At 67.9% G+C, this 20,174-nt stretch carries 20 protein-coding genes; 11 read left to right on the plus strand and 9 right to left on the minus strand.

All coding sequences use genetic code 11. The annotated features are described in order from the left end of the window. The first annotated feature begins 23 nt into the window (after positions 1-23). Positions 24-1,484, plus strand: coding sequence for a cobyric acid synthase (locus U5N23_RS12780; RefSeq protein ID WP_322593231.1), 1,461 nt, complete (start codon positions 24-26; stop codon positions 1,482-1,484). A 24-nt stretch (positions 1,485-1,508) separates the two neighbouring features. Beyond that, positions 1,509-2,564, plus strand: coding sequence for a nicotinate-nucleotide--dimethylbenzimidazole phosphoribosyltransferase (gene cobT / locus U5N23_RS12785; RefSeq protein WP_322593179.1), 1,056 nt, complete (start codon positions 1,509-1,511; stop codon positions 2,562-2,564). Between the two features lie 23 nt (positions 2,565-2,587). Here cobT and U5N23_RS12790 read toward each other — a convergent pair whose 3' ends face one another. Continuing rightward, a complete protein-coding gene (locus U5N23_RS12790; protein ID WP_322593180.1) occupies positions 2,588-3,511 on the minus strand; it encodes a LysR family transcriptional regulator in 924 nt (307 codons plus the stop codon). A 134-nt stretch (positions 3,512-3,645) separates the two neighbouring features. Here U5N23_RS12790 and U5N23_RS12795 point away from each other — a divergent pair, with 134 nt between their 5' ends. The 3 genes from U5N23_RS12795 to U5N23_RS12805 are packed head-to-tail and all read left to right on the plus strand — an operon-like array spanning position 3,646 to position 6,693. Next, a complete protein-coding gene (locus tag U5N23_RS12795; protein WP_322593181.1) occupies positions 3,646-4,632 on the plus strand; it encodes a tripartite tricarboxylate transporter substrate binding protein in 987 nt (328 codons plus the stop codon). 16 nt (positions 4,633-4,648) lie between these two features. Further along, positions 4,649-5,830, plus strand: coding sequence for a CaiB/BaiF CoA-transferase family protein (locus U5N23_RS12800; RefSeq protein ID WP_322593182.1), 1,182 nt, complete (start codon positions 4,649-4,651; stop codon positions 5,828-5,830). Beyond that, positions 5,830-6,693, plus strand: a complete 864-nt coding sequence (locus U5N23_RS12805) for a CoA ester lyase (RefSeq protein WP_322593183.1) — start codon at positions 5,830-5,832, stop codon at positions 6,691-6,693. The genes U5N23_RS12800 and U5N23_RS12805 overlap by 1 nt, the downstream gene beginning before the upstream one ends. 139 nt (positions 6,694-6,832) lie before the next feature. Here U5N23_RS12805 and U5N23_RS12810 read toward each other — a convergent pair whose 3' ends face one another. Beyond that, on the minus strand, positions 6,833-7,966 hold the full coding sequence (locus U5N23_RS12810) for a GGDEF domain-containing protein (protein ID WP_322593184.1): 1,134 nt from the start codon (positions 7,964-7,966) through the stop codon (positions 6,833-6,835). Between the two features lie 265 nt (positions 7,967-8,231). Between U5N23_RS12810 and U5N23_RS12815 the strand changes: the two genes are divergently transcribed. The 6 genes from U5N23_RS12815 to U5N23_RS12840 all read left to right on the plus strand — a co-directional run bounded on the left by U5N23_RS12815 (position 8,232) and on the right by U5N23_RS12840 (position 14,350). Next, positions 8,232-9,332, plus strand: a complete 1,101-nt coding sequence (locus tag U5N23_RS12815) for an ABC transporter ATP-binding protein (RefSeq protein WP_322593185.1) — start codon at positions 8,232-8,234, stop codon at positions 9,330-9,332. Positions 9,333-9,402: 70 nt separating this feature from the next. Next, positions 9,403-10,695 carry a PotD/PotF family extracellular solute-binding protein gene (locus U5N23_RS12820; protein ID WP_322593186.1) on the plus strand — a complete coding sequence of 431 codons (1,293 nt, stop codon included), beginning with the start codon at positions 9,403-9,405 and terminating at the stop codon, positions 10,693-10,695. Positions 10,696-10,906: 211 nt separating this feature from the next. Further along, on the plus strand, positions 10,907-11,821 hold the full coding sequence (locus U5N23_RS12825) for an ABC transporter permease (RefSeq protein WP_322593187.1): 915 nt from the start codon (positions 10,907-10,909) through the stop codon (positions 11,819-11,821). Positions 11,822-11,861: 40 nt separating this feature from the next. Next, positions 11,862-12,755 (plus strand): ABC transporter permease, encoded by an 894-nt coding sequence (locus U5N23_RS12830; RefSeq protein WP_322593188.1) that lies wholly within the window; start codon positions 11,862-11,864, stop codon positions 12,753-12,755. Between the two features lie 21 nt (positions 12,756-12,776). Beyond that, on the plus strand, positions 12,777-13,589 hold the full coding sequence (locus U5N23_RS12835) for a GntR family transcriptional regulator (RefSeq protein ID WP_416208601.1): 813 nt from the start codon (positions 12,777-12,779) through the stop codon (positions 13,587-13,589). Positions 13,590-13,594: 5 nt separating this feature from the next. Beyond that, the gene (locus U5N23_RS12840) at positions 13,595-14,350 is read left to right on the plus strand and encodes an aspartate/glutamate racemase family protein (RefSeq protein ID WP_322593189.1); all 756 of its coding nucleotides are present in this window, start codon (positions 13,595-13,597) and stop codon (positions 14,348-14,350) included. Between the two features lie 15 nt (positions 14,351-14,365). Here the strand turns inward: U5N23_RS12840 and U5N23_RS12845 are convergent, their stop codons facing one another. Genes U5N23_RS12845 through U5N23_RS12875 form a run of 7 tightly spaced genes read right to left on the minus strand, consistent with a single transcriptional unit; the run spans position 14,366 to position 20,098 of the window. Further along, positions 14,366-15,286 (minus strand): dioxygenase, encoded by a 921-nt coding sequence (locus U5N23_RS12845; protein WP_322593190.1) that lies wholly within the window; start codon positions 15,284-15,286, stop codon positions 14,366-14,368. Positions 15,287-15,328: 42 nt separating this feature from the next. Next, a complete protein-coding gene (locus U5N23_RS12850; protein WP_322593191.1) occupies positions 15,329-16,384 on the minus strand; it encodes a 2Fe-2S iron-sulfur cluster binding domain-containing protein in 1,056 nt (351 codons plus the stop codon). Positions 16,385-16,394: 10 nt separating this feature from the next. Continuing rightward, positions 16,395-16,757 (minus strand): phenol hydroxylase subunit P4, encoded by a 363-nt coding sequence (locus U5N23_RS12855; protein ID WP_322593192.1) that lies wholly within the window; start codon positions 16,755-16,757, stop codon positions 16,395-16,397. Between the two features lie 26 nt (positions 16,758-16,783). Beyond that, entirely contained in the window at positions 16,784-18,382 is a 1,599-nt protein-coding gene (locus U5N23_RS12860; protein WP_322593193.1) for an aromatic/alkene/methane monooxygenase hydroxylase/oxygenase subunit alpha, read from the minus strand. A gap of 54 nt (positions 18,383-18,436) precedes the next feature. Then, complete coding sequence (locus U5N23_RS12865) at positions 18,437-18,754, minus strand: MmoB/DmpM family protein (protein ID WP_322593194.1); 318 nt, start codon at positions 18,752-18,754, stop codon at positions 18,437-18,439. A gap of 21 nt (positions 18,755-18,775) precedes the next feature. Next, positions 18,776-19,777 carry an aromatic/alkene monooxygenase hydroxylase subunit beta gene (locus tag U5N23_RS12870; RefSeq protein ID WP_322593195.1) on the minus strand — a complete coding sequence of 334 codons (1,002 nt, stop codon included), beginning with the start codon at positions 19,775-19,777 and terminating at the stop codon, positions 18,776-18,778. Positions 19,778-19,819: 42 nt separating this feature from the next. Beyond that, positions 19,820-20,098, minus strand: a complete 279-nt coding sequence (locus tag U5N23_RS12875; protein WP_322593196.1) for a phenol hydroxylase subunit — start codon at positions 20,096-20,098, stop codon at positions 19,820-19,822. Positions 20,099-20,174: the final 76 nt, after the last annotated feature.

Consider the following 20,174-nt stretch of genomic DNA (forward strand, 5'->3'; position numbering starts at 1 on the left):
CCCCCCGCCTGGCGCGCTGCGTGATGGTGCTGGGCACCACCAGCGGCGCCGGCAAGAGCTGGCTGGCCACGGCGCTGTGCCGCTGGTACAGCAACCAGGGCTACAAGGTCGCGCCGTTCAAGGCGCAGAACATGAGCAACAACGCGCGCGTGGTCGCCAGCGAACATGGCAACGGCGAGATCGGCAGCGCGCAGTACTTCCAGGCGATTGCTGCGCGCACGGTGCCCGATGTGCGCATGAACCCGCTGCTGCTCAAGCCCGAGGCCGACACCCACAGCCAGGTGGTGCTGATGGGCCAGGTGAGCGCCGAGCTCACCGCGCTGCCCTGGCGCGGGCGCAGCGAGCGCGTGTGGCCGCAGATCGCCGACGGGCTCGACGCCCTGCGCGCCGAGAACGACGTGGTGGTGATCGAGGGCGCGGGCTCGCCCGCCGAGATCAACCTGCATGCCAGCGATATCGTCAACATGCGCGTGGCGCGCCACGGCGGCGCGCGCTGCCTGCTGGTGACCGACATCGACCGCGGCGGCGCCTTTGCCCACCTGTACGGCACCTGGGCCCTGCTGCCCGAGGACGAACGCGCGCTGATCCATGGCTTCGTGCTCAACCGCTTTCGCGGCGATGCCACGCTGCTCGCGCCCGCGCCGCAGATGCTGCAGGAGCTGACCGGCGTGCCCACCGTGGCCACCATCCCCATGCAGTGGCACCACGGCCTGCCCGAGGAAGACGGCGTGTTCGACGACCGCAGCACCGCCGCAGGGGCCGTGCACACCACCGTAGCCGTGATCGCCTACCCGCGCATCAGCAACCTCGACGAGTTCCAGCCGCTCAAGAACGTGCCCGGCGTGCGACTGGTGTGGGTGCGCAGCCCCGCCGGGCTGGCGGGCCTCAAGCCCACGGACTGGGTCGTGCTGCCCGGCTCCAAGGCCACTGCGGCCGACCTGGCCTGGCTGCGCGCGCAGGGGCTCGATGAGGCCATTGCGGCGCATGCGGGGCAGGGTGGCAGCGTGCTCGGCGTGTGCGGCGGCCTGCAGATGCTGGGTGAGGCACTGGTCGACACCGCCGGCATCGATGGCAACGCGCCAGGTCTCGGCCTGTTGCCGCTGGTCACCACCTTCGAGCCCGCCAAGACCGTGCAGCGCAGCACCGTGCGCTTCGGCGCGCTGCAGGGTGCCTGGTCGGCGCTCTCGGGCGTCGAGGCCAGCGGCTACGAGATCCACCACGGCCAGACCGCGCAGCACCCGGCTATGGCGGCCGGTGGCGACGTGGCGCGCGAGGTGGTGCCTGGCCTGGCCTGGCAGAACGGCGCGGGCAATGTGCTCGGCCTGTACCTGCACGGCCTGCTCGAAGACCCCGCCGCGCTGCAGGCCCTGTTCGGCCGCGAGGGCGCAGCCCCCGTGCCCACGCTCGATGCCGTGATGGAGGGCCTGGCCCGCACGGTGGATACCCATTTCGAACCCGGCGTATTGAACGCCCTGGTGGCCTGATCCCATTCCTTACCTGACGAACCCATGTCCTTCGCTATCCCCACCCTTGCTGATATCACCGACGCCCCCCTCACGGCGCGACTGCAGCACATCCTCGACTTCAAGACCAAGCCCCTGGGCTCGCTGGGCCGGCTCGAAGCGCTGGCGCTGCGCATCGGCCAGGTGCTGGGCACCGAGGCACCGCAGCTGCTGCAGCCGCAGATGCTGGTCTGCGCGGGCGACCATGGCATTGCGGCGCGCGGCGTGTCGGCCTTTCCGAGCGACGTGACCTGGCAGATGGTGGAGAACTTCCTGGCCGGCGGTGCGGCCGTGAGCGTGCTCGCGCGTCAGCATGGCCTGGCCCTCACGGTGGTGGACTGCGGCGTGGCCAAGCCGATTGCCGAGCGCGATACGCCCCCGGGTGCGCCGCGGCTGCTGGTGCGCAAGGTGGCGTCCGGCACGGCCGATGCGTCGGCGGGCCCTGCCATGACTGCGGAACAATGCGCTCAAGCGATCACCAACGGCATGGAAGTGGTGCGCGGCCTGCCGGGCAATGCGCTGCTGCTGGGCGAGATGGGCATCGCCAACACCTCGGTGGCCTCGCTGCTGCTGGCGCGCCTGGCCGGCCAGCCCCTGGCCGAGGTGACGGGCGCGGGCACCGGCCTGGACGCCGCCGGCATAGCGCGTAAGCGCACCGTGCTGCAGCAGGCGCTGGATGTGAACGCCGAAGCCACGGGCCCGATGGATGCACTGGCGGCGCTGGGCGGCTACGAGGTGGCCACCCTGGTGGGGGCCGTGCTGCAGGCGGCGGCCGAGCGCCGGGTCATCGTCGTCGATGGCTTCATCACCAGCGCCGCTGTGCTGGTGGCCAGCCGCCTGCAGCCGGCCGTGCTGCAGCGCTGCGTGTTTGCCCACCGCTCGGGCGAGCGCGGCCACAGCCTGATGCTGGCGCAGATGCAGGCCGAGCCTTTGCTCGACCTGGGCCTGCGCTTGGGCGAGGGCTCGGGTGCCGCCCTGGCCTGGCCGCTGCTGCAGTCGGCCTGCGCGGTGCTGGCGGAGATGGCGAGTTTCGAATCGGCTGGCGTAGATAACAAGAGCTGAGGCCCTCAGCGCCTGCGGTGCGTTTAGCGCCTGCGGCGCGCGGGCTTTTCGATTGGGGCCTGGTGGTGTGCGCGCAATAGGTCGATGAGCGACTGCGCGTAGGCCGGCATGCGCGCCTCCTCGCGCACCAGGATGTAGCGCTCGCGCACGCTCCAGGCGTCTTCCAGGTCGATCAGCACCAGGCCCATGGGGGCGAGGTAGCGCCGGGCGGCGCTCTCGGGCACGATGCCGATGCCCACGCCGGCACCGATCATGCGGCACATGGCGTCGAAGCTCGATAGCTGCACGCGCAGCTTCTGCGGCTGGCCCAATTGCTCGGTCACCTGGGCCAGAAAGACCTGCAGCGTGCTGGCCGGGTGCATGCCCACCATGGGCTCGTCCAGCGTTTCGGAAAAAGCCATGCGCCGGCGCCGGGCGAAGCGGTGGCCACGCGGCACCACCAGGGCCAGGCGGTCGGTGCTGAAGTGGATGGCGGTGAGGCCCAGCGTGTCCACCTGGCCCGCGACGATGCCGATGTCGGCCCGGCCGTCGAGCACGCCGCGCGGAATCTCGGCATTCGGTTTTTCCTGAAGCTCCACATTCACGCGCGGGTTGGCCGCGAGGAAGGCGGGAAGGATCTCGGGCATGAAGTCCGTCACCGCCGTGGTGTTGGCGAACACCCGCACATGGCCGCGCAGGCCACCGCTGTACTCCTGCAGGTCGGCGCGCAACTGCTCGGTCTGGCGCAGCACGCCACGTGCGTGGTGCAAGAAGGCCTCGCCCGCCGGCGTGGGGCGCATGCCGCGCGCCTGGCGGTACAGGAGCGGCATGCCCGCCTGCTGCTCCAGCGCCTTGATGCGCGCACTGGCCGCTGCCAGCGACAGGTGCCGCGCCGCTGCGGCGCGGGAGAGGGCGCCTTGCTCGGCCGTGAGCACGAACAGGCGCAGATCGGTCAGGTCGAATTGCATGGCCGCATGTTACTGCTGCGCGTGCCAGGTTTCGGTTTTGGCGAAGGCTTGGTTCTGAAATGCGTGATTGTGCGCGGGCGCCTGTGCGGCGAACATCCGCCCAGATTTCGAGAACACGCAAGGAGACAAACCGCATGAAATTCCCCAACCCCCGCGCCATCGCGCGCCGCACCGCCCTCGCTGCCCTGCTGGCCGCACCCCTGTGGGCCGCAGCACAGACAAGCTACCCCAGCCGCCCCATCGTGATGGTCGTACCCCAGGCCGCAGGCGGCACCAACGACATCGTGGGCCGCCTGGTGGGCCAGAAGCTCGGCGAGGTGCTGGGCGGCGCCACCGTCGTGGAGAACCGGCCCGGCGCGGGCGGCAACATCGGCACGCAGTTCGTCGCCAAGGCGCCCAAGGACGGCTACACCCTGCTCATGACCATCAGCAGCAGCCAGGCCATCAACCCGGCCCTCTTCAAGAATCCCGGTTTCGATCCCGTGAAGGATTTCAAACCCGTGGGCCTGATCGGTGCCGTGCCCAACGTGCTTCTGGTGAACCCATCCTTCCCCGCGCGCAACATCGCCGAGCTGGTGGCTTTGGCCAAGGCCAAGCCGGGCCACTACCAGTACGCGTCGGCCGGTAATGGCACGCTCAACCACCTGCTCGGTGAAATGCTCAACAGCATGGCCGGCATCCAGCTGCAGCATGTGCCCTACAAGGGGGTGGCCCCGGCCATCAACGATGTGCTGGGAGGGCAGTTGCCCATGGTCTTCGCCAGCATGCCGTCGGCGCTCTCGCACATCAAGGCCGGCAAGCTGCGCGCCCTGGCCGTGAGCGGCGCCACGCGCTCCCCCGTGCTGCCCGACGTGCCCACCATCGCAGAGACCGTGGCCGGCTACAACGGCACGCTGTGGATCGGGCTGTTCGCACCCGCGGGCCTGCCGGCCGACATCCAGGCCAAGCTGCAGGACGGCATGGCCACAGCCCTGGCCGCCAAGGACCTGCGCGAGCGCCTGGAGGCGCAGGGCGTGGAGATCGCGCCCAAGACCACGCCCGAGCAATTTGCCGCGCTGCTGCAGGAGGACCTGGCCAAGTGGGCCAAGGTGGTCAAGACCTCCGGCGCGACAGTCGACTGAGCACAGGAGCCAGCCAATGATCCGCCCCCTGGACCACATCACCGTGGTGTCGCTCGAGCATGCGATCGCCGCCCCGTTCTGCACCCGCCAGCTGGCCGACCTGGGCGCCCGCGTGATCAAGGTCGAGCGCCCCGGCGGCGGCGATTTTGCGCGCGACTACGACACGAGGGCAGAGGGCATGGCCTCGCACTTCGTCTGGGTCAACCGCTCCAAGGAGAGCCTCACGCTGGACCTCAAGCAGCCCGAGGCCCTGGCCGTGCTGTGGGAGCTGCTGGCCCGCGCCGATGTGCTGGTGCAGAACCTCGCCCCCGGTGCCACCGCGCGCATGGGCCTGTCGTGGGAGGCGCTGAGCGCCCACAACCCGCGCCTCGTCGTCTGCGACATCTCGGGCTACGGCAGCGATGGCCCCTACCGCGACAAGAAGGCCTATGACCTGTTGATCCAGAGCGAGGCGGGCTACCTGTCGGTGACCGGCACGCCCGAGGAGCCCTGCAAGTCGGGCAACTCCATCGCCGACATCGCGGCGGGCATGTATGCCTACACCAGTGTGCTGGCCGCGCTGATGCAGCGCGAGAAGACGGGGCAGGGCTCGCGCATCGATGTCTCCATGCTCGAATCGCTGGCCGAGTGGATGGGCTTTCCGATGTACTACGCCTACGGCGGCGCCACGCCTCCGCCGCGCAATGCCGCCTCGCATGCCACCATCTACCCCTACGGCCCCTTCCTGGCCGGCGATGGGGGCACCGTGATGCTCGGCCTGCAGAACGAGCGCGAGTGGAAGCTGTTCTGCGAGCATGTGCTGCTGCAGCCGCCGTTGGCCGCCGACCCGCGCTTTGACAGCAATGCCCGGCGCAACGCGCACCGGGCCGAGCTCCGGGCCCTGATCCTCGCCGTGTTCGGCACGCTCACGGCCGCGCAGGTCATCGAGCGGCTGGAGGAGGCGCGCATTGCCAACGCGCGCATGAACACCATGGCCGAGGTCTGGGCGCACCCGCAGCTGCAGGCGCGTGGCCGCGTGCAGCAGGTGGACACGCCCGAAGGGCCGCTCGATGCTTTGCTGCCGCCCGGCGCGCACAGCAGCTTCGACTACCGCATGGACCCGATACCCGCCGTGGGCGAGCACACCGAGGCCATCTTGCGCTCGCTGGGGCGTGGCGACGGGCAACTGGCTGCGCTGCGCGCCAGCAAGGCGATCTGATGTCAGTGCCTTCCACGCACCAGGCAATGGCCCGCGCGATGGCCTTCCTCTTCGTACCCGCCACCCGGCCCGAGCGCATCGCCAAGGCACTGGCCAGCGGCGCAGGTGCTGTGGTCGTGGACCTGGAGGACGCCGTGGCGCCTGGCGAGAAGGCGGCCGCGCGCACGGCCTTGCTGGCCGCCGTCAAGGCTCTGGAGCCAGCGCAGCGCGCGCGCCTGCTGGTGCGCACCAATGCCGCCGGCACGCCCTGGTACAGCGATGACGTGGCGGCCGTGGCCGCCTGCGTGGCCCTGGGCCTGGCCGGTGCCATGCTGGCCAAGGCCGAGTCGGCAGTGGTGCTGGCCGCCGTGGCCCAGGCGCTGGGCCCGCAAGGACTGCTGGTGCCGCTGGTCGAATCGAATGCGGGGCTTGATGCGCTGGATGCACTGGCGCAGGCACCGCAGGTGGCGCGCCTGGCGTTTGGCCACCTCGACTTGCAGGTCGATCTGGGCATGGAATGCGCTGCCGACGAGGCCGAGCTGCTGCCCGTGCGCCTGGCGCTGGTGCGCGCCTCGCGCCGTGCGGGGCTGGCCGCGCCGGTGGATGGCGTGACCACGGCCACCGACGACCTGGCGCGCTTGGCCGAGGACACGGCGCGCAGCCGGCGCCTGGGTTTTGGCGGCAAGCTGTGCATCCACCCCGCGCAGGTGGCGCCGGTGCAGGCGGCCTTTGCGCCCCAGCCGCAGGAACTGGCGTGGGCGAGAAGGGTGCTGGAGGCAGCACCCGCGCACGGCGGCGCCGTATTTCGGCTGGAAGGCCGCATGGTCGATGCGCCGGTATTGGCGCTGGCTGCGCGTGTGCTGTTGCTGGCTGGACAGCGCTGAGCAGGTTTCCCACGGCGCTGCCTTCAAGTGCGTGGCCTTTTGAAACTGGCGCGGTCAACGCCAGCGCCCCCGCGCAAGGGCCGCCCCGCCGCGCTGGGGGCGTCCCCCTGAGGGGGAAGGCGCGAAGCGACTCAGGGGGTTAGCCTACTGCAGTCTGATTGCGCCCCTGCGCCTTGGCCTGGTACAGCGCGGCATCGGCGCGTGCGAGCATGGCGTCCAGCGTGTCGCCGGGTCCGTTCCATTGCGTCAGGCCGATGCTCACCCGGCAATCGAGCGGATGGCCCACGGCCAGCGTGGCGTGGATGCGCCGGGCCACGATGAGCGCTGCGACGGCATCGGTGCCGGGCAGCAGCACCATGAACTCTTCGCCGCCATAGCGGCCCATGCGGTCGGGCGTGCGCAGCACGGCCAGGGTGCGCTGCACGAAGTGCACCAGCACCGCGTCGCCGTGCTGGTGGCCGCAGCTGTCGTTCACGGCCTTGAAGTGGTCCAGGTCCAGCATCATCAGCGAGGGGCCCCCGCCGTAGCGGCGCGCGCGCTCCAGTTCCTCTTCGCAGCGCTGCAGCAGCGCGCGCCGGTTGAGCGCCGGGGTCAGCGAGTCGTGCGTGGCCAGGTGTTCGAGCTCGGTGCGCAGCCGGTCGGTGGCCATGAGCAGCGCGCCGATGGAGAGCATGAGCACCGTGAGTGCGTAGGCGCCGATGTACAGGTTCTGGTAGAGCGATGGCTCCATGAGGTTGTCGCCCGCAAACCCTGCGAAGATGGAGCCAAGCCGTACCAGCAGCACGGCGAGGTGCAGCACCAGCACCACCTCCACCAGCCGCACCGGGAAGTTGCTGCCCCCATGGCGCAATAGAAAGCGCAACTGGGCGCCGTAGATGCACGACATCACCAGCGTGAAGAAGGAGAGCCGCACGCTGTAGTTGGGCCAGCCGTAGGACAGCCAGGTGAAGACCCCCAGGCACACGGCCAGCACCCAGCCCCAGATGCGCCAGGTGTGGGCATGGCCCAGAAAGGCGCGGGTACCCATGTAGTAGGTCATGGTGCCCAGCACCAGCAGCATGTTGGCGCCCACCAGACTCATCCAGTCGGGCAGCATGCCGCGCGCGCTGAAGAGGGCGGTGGATGCCAGCCAGAACACCGGCGCCGCCGCCCAGGAGCCGATGCCCCGGATGTGGGCCGGGTAATAGCGCCGCATGCAGGTCAGCACGATGGCCATCAGGGCGGACATGAATCCCGCCAGGGCGATCATGGAGCGAGGGTCGAGATTCGTCATCCTGCAGTGCTGCGGTGGGACGGGGGGCGCCTCGTAAAGAAATGTTTCTGCGACTGGCCAGTATAGCCAGCGACCGGGCAGCATGGGCCCTTGTCCAGTGTGCGCAGATGGTGCCGAATGGCGTATGTGGCCGTGGCGCGACGTTCGCTTTTGGTGCCGCCAGCCCCTGGTAGGCGCGGTTGCGCACGATGTCGGTGCATTTTGTATACAAATTGCGAGAAACATTGTGCGCAAAAGCTGGCACGTGGATTGCGTAGACCCTGGCATGCAAGACACCACGCCTGCCCAGCCCCCGGCCGCCATCGAGATCGTGGCGCTCACCAAGCGCTACGCCAGCGGCAAGCCCGCCGTGGACGCCATCGACCTGCGCATCGCCAGCGGCAGCTACTGCTGCCTGCTGGGCCCTTCGGGCTGCGGCAAGAGCACCACGCTGCGCATGATCGCCGGGCACGAGTCGGTGACCAGCGGCGACATATTGCTCGAAAACCGCAACATCACCGACCTGCCCGCCGCCGCGCGCGGCACGGCCATGATGTTCCAGAGCTTCGCCCTGTTCCCGCACCTTTCGGCGCTGGATAACGTGGCCTTCAGCCTCAAGATGAAGGGCGTGGCCAAGGTTGAGCGCCAGGCCAAGGCGCGGGATCTGCTGGAGCGCGTGGCCATGGGCCACCTGGCCGAGCGCAAGCCGGCCGAGCTCTCGGGCGGGCAGCAGCAGCGTGTGGCGCTGGCGCGCGCCCTGATCACCCAGCCGCGCGTGCTGCTGCTGGACGAACCCCTGTCGGCACTGGACCCCTTTTTGCGCATCCAGATGCGCGCCGAACTGCGCCGCTGGCAGAAGGAGCTGGGCCTGACCTTCATCCACGTGACCCACTCGCAGGAGGAGGCCATGGCCCTGGCCGACACCATGGTGGTGATGAACCACGGCGTGATCGAGCAGGTGGGCTCCCCGCACGAGGTCTACAACCGCCCGGCCAGCGAATTCGTGGCGCGCTTCATGGGCGGCCACAACGTGATCGACACCCCCGAGGGCAAGGTCGGCGTGCGCACCGACCACCTGCAGGTGCTGCCGCAGGGCGCGCCGCTGCCCTGGGGCGCCCAGCACATGCAGGCCGTGGTGACCGACGTGGAGTACCAGGGCACCTATGTGCTGCTGGGCCTGCAGAAGCAGGGCGTGGCCCTGTCGGCCAACGCCACGGCGGCGTATTCGGTGATGGTCTCCGAAGCCGCCTTTGCCGCGCAGCCCTACACCGTGGGGCAGGGCGTGCAATTGCACTGGACGCCCGAGCAGGCCCATCCCCTCTCCCCGCTGGCGGTACCTGTGCCCGCGCCTGTGGCGCCGGCCACTGCCCAGGCCGTGCCGGCCTGAGTTCTCCTCATTCTTTCGTTGTCCGCTGTCTGTTTCCACCCCTCCACTTTGCAAACCAAGGAGCTTTCCCATGTCCGACGACTCTCGTGCCGATTCCCCCGCTGTTGCCTCTGACACCACCGGCGTGCAGCGCCGCTCGCTGCTCAAGGGCACGGCGGGCATCCTGGCCGCCGGCGTGTTCCCGGCCGTCCACTCGCAGGAAAAGATCGTGCTGCGCTACCTGGGCACGGCGGTGAACCAGGACAAGGCGATTGCCGAGAAATTCAAGGCCGACACCGGCATCGAGATCCAGTACGTGGCCGTGACCACCGACGACGTGACCAAGCGCGCTGTGACGGCGCCCAACAGTTTCGACCTGATCGACACCGAGTACTTCTCGCTGAAAAAGATCGTGCCCACCGGCAACTTGAAGGGCATCGACACCAAGCGCATCAAGAACGCCGACAAGATCACCACGCTGTTCACCAACGGCATGGTGGCCGGCAAGGCCGTGGGCGATCAGGGCACGGCACCCAAGAAGGTGATCTACCTGGAAGGCGAGAAGTCCAAGAAGTTCGCGACCGCGCCCACGCAGTTCATGTCGCTGATCCCCACCGTGTACAACGCCGACACGCTGGGCATCCGCCCCGACCTGATCAAGCGCCCCATCAACTCCTGGGCCGAGCTGCTCAACCCCGAGTTCAAGGGCAAGACCGCGATCCTGAACATCCCCTCCATCGGCATCATGGACGCCGCCATGGTGGTCGAGGCCATGGGCATCTACAAGTACCCCGACAAGGGCAACATGACCAAGAAGGAGATCGATCTCACGATCAAGACCCTGATCGAGGCCAAGAAGCAGGGCCAGTTCCGCGCGCTGTGGAAGGACTTCAACGAGTCGGTGAACCTGATGGCCTCGGGCGAAGTGGTGATCCAGTCGATGTGGAGCCCGGCCGTGACCGCCGTGCGCACCAAGGGCATCGCCTGCAACTTCCAGCCGCTCAAGGAAGGCTATCGCGCCTGGGCCGCTGGCTTCGGCCTGCCGGCCACCCTGTCGGGTCGCAAGCTCGACGGCGCCTATGAGTTCATCAACTGGTTCCTCGATGGCTGGGCCGGCGCCTACCTGAACCGCCAGGGCTACTACAGCGCCGTGCTGGACACCGCCAAGTCCAAGATGGAAGCCTACGAGTGGGCCTACTGGATGGAAGGCAAGCCCGCCACGCAGGACATCAAGAGCCCCAATGGCGACGTGCTGGCCAAGACCGGCGCGGTGCGCGACGGCGGCAGCTACGAGTCGCGCATGGGCGGAATCGCCTGCTGGAACGCCTTGATGGACGAAAACAACTACATGGTCCAAAAGTGGAACGAGTTCGTTGCTGCATAGGAAGCACCCCCTGAGTCGCTTCGCGCCTTCCCCCTCTCTCATATTGCTTCGCAATCTGGGAGGGGGACGCCCCCGGTGCACGCAAGCGAAGCGCTGCATTCGCAGCTTGGCGGCCCTTGCACGGGGGCACTGGCCTTTGGCAGCGCCAGTTTCAAGGATTGAGACGAAACGCCGAGCAGTGGAACCCTGATACCGATTGTTTGCAAACACCATGAGCACCACCACCACACCGTCTCTGCCATCGAGCGCCGCCCCCGGGCGCGGCATTGCCGCCTGGTGGCAGGCCGCGCCGTTCACGCTGGTGTTCGCGCTGTTCTTCCTTATTCCCCTGGCGCTGATCGTGATGGTCAGCTTCTGGGACTTCAACGAGTACGAGCTGCTGCCTGGCTTCACGTTCAAGAACTACATCTCGATCTTTGCGGGCTGTAGCGATGCGTCGGAGGGCCTGTGCGTCACGCTCAAGACGTATTACTCCACGCTCAAGTTCAGTTTTCTCGTGTGGCTGATCACGCTGGTGATCGGCTTCACCGTGGCCTATTTCCTGGCCTTCCACGTGCGCTCCTCGGGCATGCAGACGCTGCTGTTCGTGCTGTGCACCATCCCGTTCTGGACCTCGAACGTGATCCGCATGATCTCGTGGGTGCCGCTGCTGGGGCGCAACGGCCTGGTGAACCAGAGCCTGATCAGCATGGGCATGGTCGATCAGCCCATCGAGTGGCTGCTGTTCTCGGACTTCTCGGTGGTGCTGGCCTTCGTGCACCTGTACACCATGTTCATGATCGTGCCCATCTTCAACAGCATGATGCGCATCGACCGCAGCCTCATCGAGGCGGCCAGCGACAGCGGCGCCAGCGGCTGGCAGACGCTGTGGAACGTGATCGTCCCGCTGTCGCGCACCGGCATCATCATCGGCTCGATCTTCGTGATCACCATCATCATGGGCGACTTCGTCACCATCGGCGTGATGGGTGGCCAGCAGATCGCCTCCATCGGCAAGATCATCCAGGTGCAGACCTCGTACCTGCAGTTTCCGCTGGCTGCGGCCAACGCCGTGATCCTGCTCGCGGTGGTGCTGATGATCATCTGGGGGCTCACGCGCCTGGTCGACATCCGCAAAGAGCTTTGAGCACCACCTGCGCCGCCGACAACCTCCACAGGACATCCGCATGAAAGCCCGCATCCGCGAATCCCGCCCCGCCAGCTTCTGGCTGCTGGCCACCGTGTTCAGCCTGTTCGTGCTGTTCATGTACGGGCCCATGTTCGTCATCTTCATCCTGAGCTTCCAGGGCCCCGAGGGTGGGCTGACCTTTCCCATGCGCGGCGTCTCGCTGCACTGGTTCCACAAGCTGGCCGAGGGCCTGGGCGTGGTGGACATCGGGGCGGCGCTGTGGCGCTCGCTCGGCCTGGGCGTGGCGGTGATGCTGTGCACGGTGGTGCTGTCGGTGCTGGCGGGCCTGGCCTTTCGCAAGCGGCTGGCGGGGGGCAACACGCTGTTCTTCATCGTCGTGGCAAGCCTGATCATGCCGTCCATCATCGTCTCGCTGGGCATCGGGCTGGAGTTCCGGCTCATCGACAACGGCATCAAGGCCGCCCTCGAATGGCTGGGCATGGAGAGCACGCTGGAGGGCTACGGAACCTCGCTGGGTTTGTTCACCTCGGCCCTGGGCGCGCACCTGACCTGGACCCTGCCGTTTGGCCTGCTCATCATGTTCGCGGTGTTTAACCGCTTCAACCCGGCCTACGAAGAGGCGGCACGCGACCTGGGCGCCACCCCCTGGCAGGGCTTTGCCCACGTGGTGCTGCCGCTGATCGCACCCTCGGTCGTGGGCATCGGCATGTTCGGCTTCACCCTGAGCTGGGACGAGATCGCCCGCACCTCGCAGGCCATCGGCGACGTGAACACGCTGCCGCTGGAGCTGCAGGGCCTGACCAGCACGGTGACCACACCGTCCATCTACGCGCTGGGTACGCTGACCACCGTGGTGTCGTTCGTGGTCATGGGCATCACGCTGGCGCTGGTCTGGGCGCTGGGTCAGCGCAAGAAAGGGCGGGCCGGCTGAGCCGCACGCCATGAGACTTCCATGCGCATCCGAGCCGACGATTCCATCATGACCGCCGCCCCCAAGCCCCGGCGCCGTGCTGCTGCGGCCACGTCCCCCGAGCCCGCCGACCTGCCTGCCGACAGTGCTGCAGCCACGGGCGGCCTGCTCAGCGACAACGACATGTACGAGCGCATGGTCTCGGCCATCCTAGACCACCGGCTGCCTCCGGGCACCAAGCTGGTGGAGGACAAGCTGGCGGCGGCCTTCGGCGTGTCGCGCACGCGCGTGCGGCCGGTGCTGGTGCGCCTGGCCAACGAGCAGGTGGTTACGCTCACGCCCAACCGCGGCGCCTCCATCGCCCAGCCCACGCCCGAGGAGGCGCTCGAAGTCTTCGAGGCCCGCCGCCTGCTGGAGCCGCGCCTGGTGGAGCTGTTCATCGCCAACGCCACCGACGAGCACATCGCCGCGCTGCGCGCCTGCATCGACGACGAAGAGGCCGCACGCGCCAGCGGCGACATGCGCCGCGCGATCCGGCTGTCGGGCGACTTCCACCTGCACATCGCGCAGGCTGCCGGGCACCAGACGCTGGGGCGCATCCTGCGCGAGCTGGTCTCGCGCACCTCGCTGATCCTCATGACCTACAGCCCCAGCCATGCGCGCGAGCGCGAAGAGGCCACGGCCTGCGGCTGCCGCGAACACCGCGCGCTGATCGACGCCATCCGCCTGCGCGACGCCAAGGAGGCCGCGCGCCGCATGCTCGACCACCTGGCACGCATCGAGTCGCAGCTGGAGTTCACCCCGCCCGCGAGCGAAGCGCCAGATCTCATGAGCCTGCTGGGAATGGCGGGCTGAACGGCATGCGCCACCTGCTGGTCATCAATCCGAACACGTCGCCCAAGGTCAGCGCACTGCTGCAGCAGCATGTGCAGGCTGCTGCGGGCTTGCATGTGGTGGTGCGCACGGCCACCGCACGCTTTGGCGCCCCCTACATCGCCTGCGAGGCCAGCTACGCCGTGGCCGCGCATGCCGCGCTCGACGCCTGGGCGCTCGATGTGTCCACACAATCCGAAGCCACTCCGGCACCCAGCGCTGTGCTGATCGGCTGCTTTGGCGACCCCGGCCTCATGGCCTTGCGCGAAAGCAGCCCCGTGCCCGTCACCGGTCTGGCCGAGGCCTCCTTCATCGAAGCTGCGCGCCACGGCCGCTACGCCATCGTCACCGGCGGCGAGCGCTGGGGCCCCATGCTGCAGCGCCTGGCGCAGGCCCTGGGCCATGCCCATGCGCTGGCCGGCATCCACACCGTGGCGCCCACCGGCGCCCAACTGGCGGCCGACCCCGTGGCCGCCCGTGCGCTGCTGGCCCAGGCCTGCCGCGACGTGGTACGCCAGATGGGCGTGCAGTCCGTCATCTTGGGCGGCGCAGGGCTGGCCGGCATGGCGGCGGCCGTGCAGTCCCAGGTAGGGGTGCCCGTGATCGACAGCGTGGTGGCGGGCGCCCACTGGGCCCTGCGGGCCAATGCCGTGCCGCCGGAGCGCAGCGTGCCGGCGTTCGATGTGGCGTGGGAGGGGGTGTCGCAGGAGATGGCGGGGTTGGGGTTGCCACGGGGCGGATAGCCCCGCAGCACATGCTCAGCCCTGCGCAGCCACCCGCTCCATGCGCGTGAGAGGCAATGCTTCGTCTTCGCTGGCGGCCCTGGGCAGCACGAAGTTGAACACCGAGCGTGTGAACGGTGCGGTGATACCCAGCGATTCGTAACCTGCTGGCGCCACATTGCGTTCCAGCTCCACGATCAGTCCGTCGCGCGTGGCGAACGCGAAGTCGTCGTCGATGTAGCTGTCACCCGGGATATTGACCTGCGTGGTCAGCGTGCGCATGCCGGGGGCGGCCACCAGAAAGTGGATATGCGCGGGCCGCTGGCCATGGCGGCCTAGCAAGGCAAACAGCTCATGCACCGGCCCCACGGGCGGGATCGCATAACCCGGTGGCAAAAAGCTGCGAAAGCGGTAGAAGCCCTTGGCATCGGTCTCGATGCGCCGGCGAAGCTCGTAGGGCTGCATGCCGGGCATGAAGTGCGAATAGCCGCCTTTCTCGTTGGCATGCCAGACGTCCACCATCGCGTGGGGAACGGGTTGGCCATCCAGGTCCAGGACCTGGCCTTCCATGATGAAGATCTCGCCCTCGGGCTCGCCCTCATCCACGCGCACCTCGACCTTGGAGGTGGGAGCGCCGGCCACGAAGAGGGGCCCTTCGATGGCACGTGGGGTGCCGCCAGCGCGGCCGGCGCGCTCGTCGGCTTCGTCGGCGCGGATGTCGATCAGCCGGTCAAAGCCCAGGCCTGCGGTGATCAGGCCCGCCTGGCCGGCAGCGCCCAGGCGGTTGAGCCAGCCCGTGGCGGCCCAGAACTCGTCGGGGGTCACATCGAGCTCGTCGATGGTCTTGAACAGGTCGGTGACGATGCGCTCGGTGAGCTGGCGCACGCGGGCGTTGCCCGGGGCGATCTGCCGGGTGTTGACCTGTTCGAGCAACTGGGATGGGGTGAATTCAGCCATGGGGTTGTCTCCTTGTGGGTGGGTGAAGGTGGGGGGTGGTGCTCACAGGCTCTTGAACAGCGGGCTGCGCCGTGCCGGGGCACTGGCGTCGGCCGCGGTGAAGAACTTCTCGGTGTAGATGTCGGGCTCGAACAGGCGGCCCTGCATCAAGGTGGCGATGCAGCCTTCGATCATGGGCGGCGGCCCGCACAGGTAAGCCTTGCTGCCGCGAAAGTCGTTGCCCAGGTGCTGCTGCAGCGCCTGGTGCACGTAGCCGGTGGCGCCGGCCCAACTGGCGTCGTCGTTGGCCGACAGCACCGGCACATAGCGGAAGTTGGCGTGCTGCGCGGCCAGCGCCTCGAACAGCTCGGCGCAGTACAGCTCCTGCCGGTTGCGGGCGCCGTGGAACAGCGTGATCGGGTAGCCGGCGCCTTCGGCCAGCAGGTCCAGCACCATGGACTTGGGGCTCGACAGGCCCGAGCCGCCCGCCAAAAAGATGGCCTGGCGCGTGGCCGACTTGCGCACGAAGAAGCGGCCGAAGGGGCCTGAGAGCTCCAGGCGGTCGCCCACCTTCACCTGCCCGTGCAGCCAGGTGGTGGCGGGGCCCCCCTCCACCTTGCGGATGTGCAGCTCGATCAGTGCGTCGCCGGGCGCGCTGGCGATCGAGAAGGCGCGCGCGCCCTGCACCCCGGGCACCTGCAGCATCACGTACTGCCCGGCCTGGAAGTCGATGGGCCGGTCTGGCTGCAGCCACAGCCCCAGGATGGTGGGCGTGAGCATCTCCCGGCGCACCACCTGCCCGAGGAAGTCCTGCAGGGGCAGGTAGCGGGCGTCGGGGTCTTCGTCCACCTCGGCCTCGATCACCAGGTCGGACTTCGGCGTGGCGCAGCAGGCCAGCACCTTGTTCTCGTCGCGCTCGAAGTCCATCAGCGCGAAGGGCGAGGCCTCGCCGTGGTCGAACTCGCCATCGAGCACCTGCACCTTGCAGGTGGCACACAGGCCGTGGCAGCAGGCGTGCGGTATCCACACGCCGGCGCGCAGGCAGGCGTCCAGCACCGTCTGGCCTTCGGCGATCTCCACAGTCTGGCCCAGCGGCTCGATCGTGATCTGGTAGCCCATGGCCTTCACCTCACGAGCCCGAGCCCGCAATGCCGGCAAGGCCCGGCGTGCGCAGCTGGATGAAGGACTTGTGCACCAGGCCGTTGTCGGCCAGCGACAAGGCCGGGTCGGGCGTGAACGGCTTGCCCGAGTCGCGCCATTCGACCTGGCTCCAGTCGATGCGCGCAAAGTCGGGGTGGCTGCCGTAGACGCCGGGCAGCACGTCGCTCACCAGGGCGCCAAAGGGCATGGCTGCGGGCAGGGGCAGGCACACGGGAGAGCAGAACATCAGGTGGTCTTCCCAGCCGATGTAGAGCAGGCGGTTGCCGTGGAAATTCGCTTCGGCATCGGCCACTTCGCCTGTGTAGCCGGGTTGCAATGCAATGACGGGCATATCGGGTTCTCCTCTTTTGATGGGGGTCAGGCCGCCTTGGCTGGCGCGGCAGGGGACTCATCTGCGGGCAGGTGGCTGCGGCCGGTCCAGCGCTCCCAGTTGGCGCGGTCGGGGCTGGTGTTGTATTCGCCGGTATCTGCGCTGGTGTCGAGGTGGTACCAAGCCAGCACCTCGGCCAGCGGGTCGAAGCCGGGCTGGGTGGGGTCAGTGCCTTCGCGAAAGCAGTTGCCCTGGTAGATCTGGTGCACAGGCAGCCAGGCCTGCTGGAACTTCTCGGGCTCGCCGTCGAACACGTCCTTGCAGCCGTCGGAGCAGAAGTGGAACTTCATGCCGTGGTAGGTCGATTCGCGCGCCGCGATCTTGGTCGGCTTGTCCATCTCGGTGAACGCCATGGGGATCTGGCAGATCTGGCACAGCATGGGCAGGCTGTTGTTCACCCAGCGCTTGCCGGCCTTCTCCTGTTCGCGCAAATGTTCGAGGCGGGGGCGGTAGTACTGGTTGAAGGTGTTGGGGTACTTGGCGGCCAGCCAGTCCATCTCTTCGTCGTTGGGGATCCAGGTGTGGATGCCCGCGGCCTGGGTGTAGTTGTAGAAGATGCCCCAGGCCTGGTGGGTGATGTGCTCCTTCTCCAGTTTGGCCACGTCTGCGTACTTGGGCACCTTCACGCCGTAGCGCGCCAGGTCCTCGAACAGAGCGCCGCCGTTCTTCTCGAAATACATCTCCCACGCCTCGGCCCAGCTCATCACGCGCTTGGGCAGCATGTAGTCCATCATCATCCCCACCAGGGTGAGCAGGCGGTAGCCGCGCCAGAACCACTTGTCCACCCACTTCTGGATGATGGGCAGGTTGTCCGGGTCCTGCTCCAGCATGAACTTGACCACCTCCAGGCCCAGCGTCATGTGGCGCGATTCGTCCGACTGGGCCGAGAAGCCGAAGGTCACGGTGGCCATGTCGCCGTTGTAGGCCGCGCCGCTCATGAAGGGCATGAACAGCAGGTTGGTGAGCACGTACTCGAACGAGAACGAGATCGCGGTGATGAACTCGAACGGCCCCGCCGTCATCGCATCGTCGAAGTAGGACTTGGGCACCGACAGGTACCACAGCCGGTCGTGCATGTGGTGAAAGTCGTGCAGCCCGTTGAAGTACTTGTTGTAGTGGCTGATGGTGTGCACCTGCGTCTGCGCGTGGCGCAGCTCGTCGATGGACTGCATCTGCGAGGCGATGCGCGCGCCCACGCCGCGCAGCGAGCGCCCGGCCATGGCGTAGCCGCGGTGCGCCGCGTACTCCAGCGGCGACACGCCCGTCAGGAACAGCTTCAGGGTGTTGACGTAGCGCGCATCGGTGATGTTGAACTGCCCGTTGTTCTGCGCGAAGGCGTCGATGATGGCGTAGAGCTTCTTCTCCTTTTCGCCCTGGAACTTCCAGTACGCGTCCATGGTCAGTCGAAACGGGTCTTCCCACTTGTCCCAGTCGTGGATCTTGATGCCCTCGAACTGGTCGAAGGGGAACACGTCGTCCATGGACTGGTAGGTGGTGTCCCAGCCCAGGCTGCGCGTCATCAGCGCGTACTTTTCCTTGATGCCCAGGCGGCGGGCGCTGCTGGCGGTGTTGTTGTTCTGGTTCATGGTGTCTCCTGAAGGTGAAGTGGGGCAGGGCAGGGGCAGGGCAGGGGCTGGGCGTCAGGCCGTCTCGCCGCGCGTGAGGCGAAAGGCATCGTCCGTCTCGTCGATGTTTCCGGACAGCGAGATCAGGTTCAGGTGCAGCTCCTGCACGTCCCAGTCGCGGCCCATGCGGTCCTGCACCGAGCTGCGGTGGATGACGATCTGCCCGGGCGCGTCGATCTTCACCATGGCCGGGAACTCGGCCACGGTGGCCAGCGGGTTGTCGGCCAGGATGGCGTCGATGATCTGGCGCGTCTCGTCGTTGGTCTGCAGGGCGATGAAGACGCTGGGGCGGTCCTGCATGGCGGTAGATGCGGCCGTGGTGGTGATGCTCATGGGGGGCTTTCGTGGGAGGGGTCAGGCGCGCAGGCCCAGCTTGGCGATGCGCGCAGCGAGGGCCTGGTCGGCCTGGGCCAGTGCGGCGGCACCCGCATCGGCGCCCAGTGCGGCACTGGCCAGCGGTGCCAGGGCGCGCAGGATCTCGGTGCGCCAGGTGCCGATCCACGCGGTGAGTTGCGCTGCGTTGGCCGGCGATTCCTCGGCAGCGGTCTTCACGGTGGCGTCCACCCAGCGGGTGGTCTCGTCGTACCAGTCGTTCATGAAGCCGGTCAGCATCGACAGGGCGTTGCCGGTGCCCGGGTTCAGGTCCGCCTCCAGGTGGCGGTAGACCAGCGGGTACAGCAGGCCGTCGAACACCAGGTTCTGCGCCACGAACACCTCGAACCAGTCCTTGGTGACGAAAAGGTTCTCCATCAGGCGGCGCACGCCCTGCCAGGCGGGGGCATGCAGCCAGTCCTCCTTGGCCTGGTCGAGGGCGGCCTCGCCGTTGGTGTCCAGCATCAACCCCACTCGCGTGAGGTACTGGGCAATCCCCAGGCGGTCCATGGTGGCGAATTGGGTGGCCTGCGTGATCGCGGCGCCCCAGCCGTAGGCGGTGATGAAGCCGTTGTTCATGTTGGCGCCCCACTCGTAGTGGCGCAGCGGCACCAGCGCGGACTGGATGCGCTGGCGCGTGGCCGCGTCGAGCTGGGTGAGCAACTGGCGCTTTTCCACGAACTCGTACTGCCTGTCGGTCGCGTCCTGCTGCTTGGCGCGGGCCATCACGTACACGCCGTAGTAGAAGTGGCGCGGGTCCTTGAAGGCGTACCAGTCCTGCATCACGATGGCCGTGCGGCGCTTGTCGTACAGCGCGCGCTCGGGTTCCCACAGCGGCCGGTAGTGGAAGTTGACCTCCGGCTGCATGTCGATGGTCGCCTCCTGGTAGCGCGACGCCGGTTTGTCCGCGCCCAGGCGGCGGGCAATGAATGAGAACGTCTGCCTGATCGGCTTGACGCTGGTGGTCTGGATGTCGACATGCATCGTGTTGTCTCCTGGTGCTGTGGTTGTGGGTGGGGATCTGTGTCAGTGGTCGATGCCGGGCGCGCCGAAGCGCCACTTCAGGCGCTCGTAGTCCAGCCGCGCGCCCTCCTCGGCATCCAGGTGGATAGCCTGGTGCTGCGCGCAGAAGGCGTGGAACTGGTCGAACAGCAGGACCAGCTCCACGGCCAGTTCGGGGTCGCCGATGGCAAACTCGAACGCGACGAAGCGCTGCTCCAGCGTGCCGGTCACCCGCACGTAGCAGGGCAGGCCGCTCATCTCGCTGGCCGATGCCGGTGGGGTCATGCCATGGGTTTGGGTCATTTGTTCACTACACCAATCGAAGAGGGGCCAGGGGCCCGGACGGTGTAACAAGGGCAATCGCTGTGCCAGCGCACGC

Source organism: Acidovorax sp., from assembly GCF_034519795.1.
Lineage (GTDB): Bacteria > Pseudomonadota > Gammaproteobacteria > Burkholderiales > Burkholderiaceae_C > Acidovorax.

What these genes read in the sequence shown, in the direction of transcription:
- U5N23_RS12780 (WP_322593231.1), top strand. Translation starts at nt 24, where the DNA reads ATGGTGCTGGGCACCACCAGCGGCGCCGGCAAGAGCTGGCTGGCCACG.
- cobT (WP_322593179.1), top strand. Translation starts at nt 1,509, where the DNA reads ATGTCCTTCGCTATCCCCACCCTTGCTGATATCACCGACGCCCCCCTC.
- U5N23_RS12790 (WP_322593180.1), bottom strand. Translation starts at nt 3,511, where the DNA reads ATGCAATTCGACCTGACCGATCTGCGCCTGTTCGTGCTCACGGCCGAG.
- U5N23_RS12795 (WP_322593181.1), top strand. Translation starts at nt 3,646, where the DNA reads ATGAAATTCCCCAACCCCCGCGCCATCGCGCGCCGCACCGCCCTCGCT.
- U5N23_RS12800 (WP_322593182.1), top strand. Translation starts at nt 4,649, where the DNA reads ATGATCCGCCCCCTGGACCACATCACCGTGGTGTCGCTCGAGCATGCG.
- U5N23_RS12805 (WP_322593183.1), top strand. Translation starts at nt 5,830, where the DNA reads ATGTCAGTGCCTTCCACGCACCAGGCAATGGCCCGCGCGATGGCCTTC.
- U5N23_RS12810 (WP_322593184.1), bottom strand. Translation starts at nt 7,966, where the DNA reads ATGACGAATCTCGACCCTCGCTCCATGATCGCCCTGGCGGGATTCATG.
- U5N23_RS12815 (WP_322593185.1), top strand. Translation starts at nt 8,232, where the DNA reads ATGCAAGACACCACGCCTGCCCAGCCCCCGGCCGCCATCGAGATCGTG.
- U5N23_RS12820 (WP_322593186.1), top strand. Translation starts at nt 9,403, where the DNA reads ATGTCCGACGACTCTCGTGCCGATTCCCCCGCTGTTGCCTCTGACACC.
- U5N23_RS12825 (WP_322593187.1), top strand. Translation starts at nt 10,907, where the DNA reads ATGAGCACCACCACCACACCGTCTCTGCCATCGAGCGCCGCCCCCGGG.
- U5N23_RS12830 (WP_322593188.1), top strand. Translation starts at nt 11,862, where the DNA reads ATGAAAGCCCGCATCCGCGAATCCCGCCCCGCCAGCTTCTGGCTGCTG.
- U5N23_RS12835 (WP_416208601.1), top strand. Translation starts at nt 12,777, where the DNA reads ATGCGCATCCGAGCCGACGATTCCATCATGACCGCCGCCCCCAAGCCC.
- U5N23_RS12840 (WP_322593189.1), top strand. Translation starts at nt 13,595, where the DNA reads ATGCGCCACCTGCTGGTCATCAATCCGAACACGTCGCCCAAGGTCAGC.
- U5N23_RS12845 (WP_322593190.1), bottom strand. Translation starts at nt 15,286, where the DNA reads ATGGCTGAATTCACCCCATCCCAGTTGCTCGAACAGGTCAACACCCGG.
- U5N23_RS12850 (WP_322593191.1), bottom strand. Translation starts at nt 16,384, where the DNA reads ATGGGCTACCAGATCACGATCGAGCCGCTGGGCCAGACTGTGGAGATC.
- U5N23_RS12855 (WP_322593192.1), bottom strand. Translation starts at nt 16,757, where the DNA reads ATGCCCGTCATTGCATTGCAACCCGGCTACACAGGCGAAGTGGCCGAT.
- U5N23_RS12860 (WP_322593193.1), bottom strand. Translation starts at nt 18,382, where the DNA reads ATGAACCAGAACAACAACACCGCCAGCAGCGCCCGCCGCCTGGGCATC.
- U5N23_RS12865 (WP_322593194.1), bottom strand. Translation starts at nt 18,754, where the DNA reads ATGAGCATCACCACCACGGCCGCATCTACCGCCATGCAGGACCGCCCC.
- U5N23_RS12870 (WP_322593195.1), bottom strand. Translation starts at nt 19,777, where the DNA reads ATGCATGTCGACATCCAGACCACCAGCGTCAAGCCGATCAGGCAGACG.
- U5N23_RS12875 (WP_322593196.1), bottom strand. Translation starts at nt 20,098, where the DNA reads ATGACCCAAACCCATGGCATGACCCCACCGGCATCGGCCAGCGAGATG.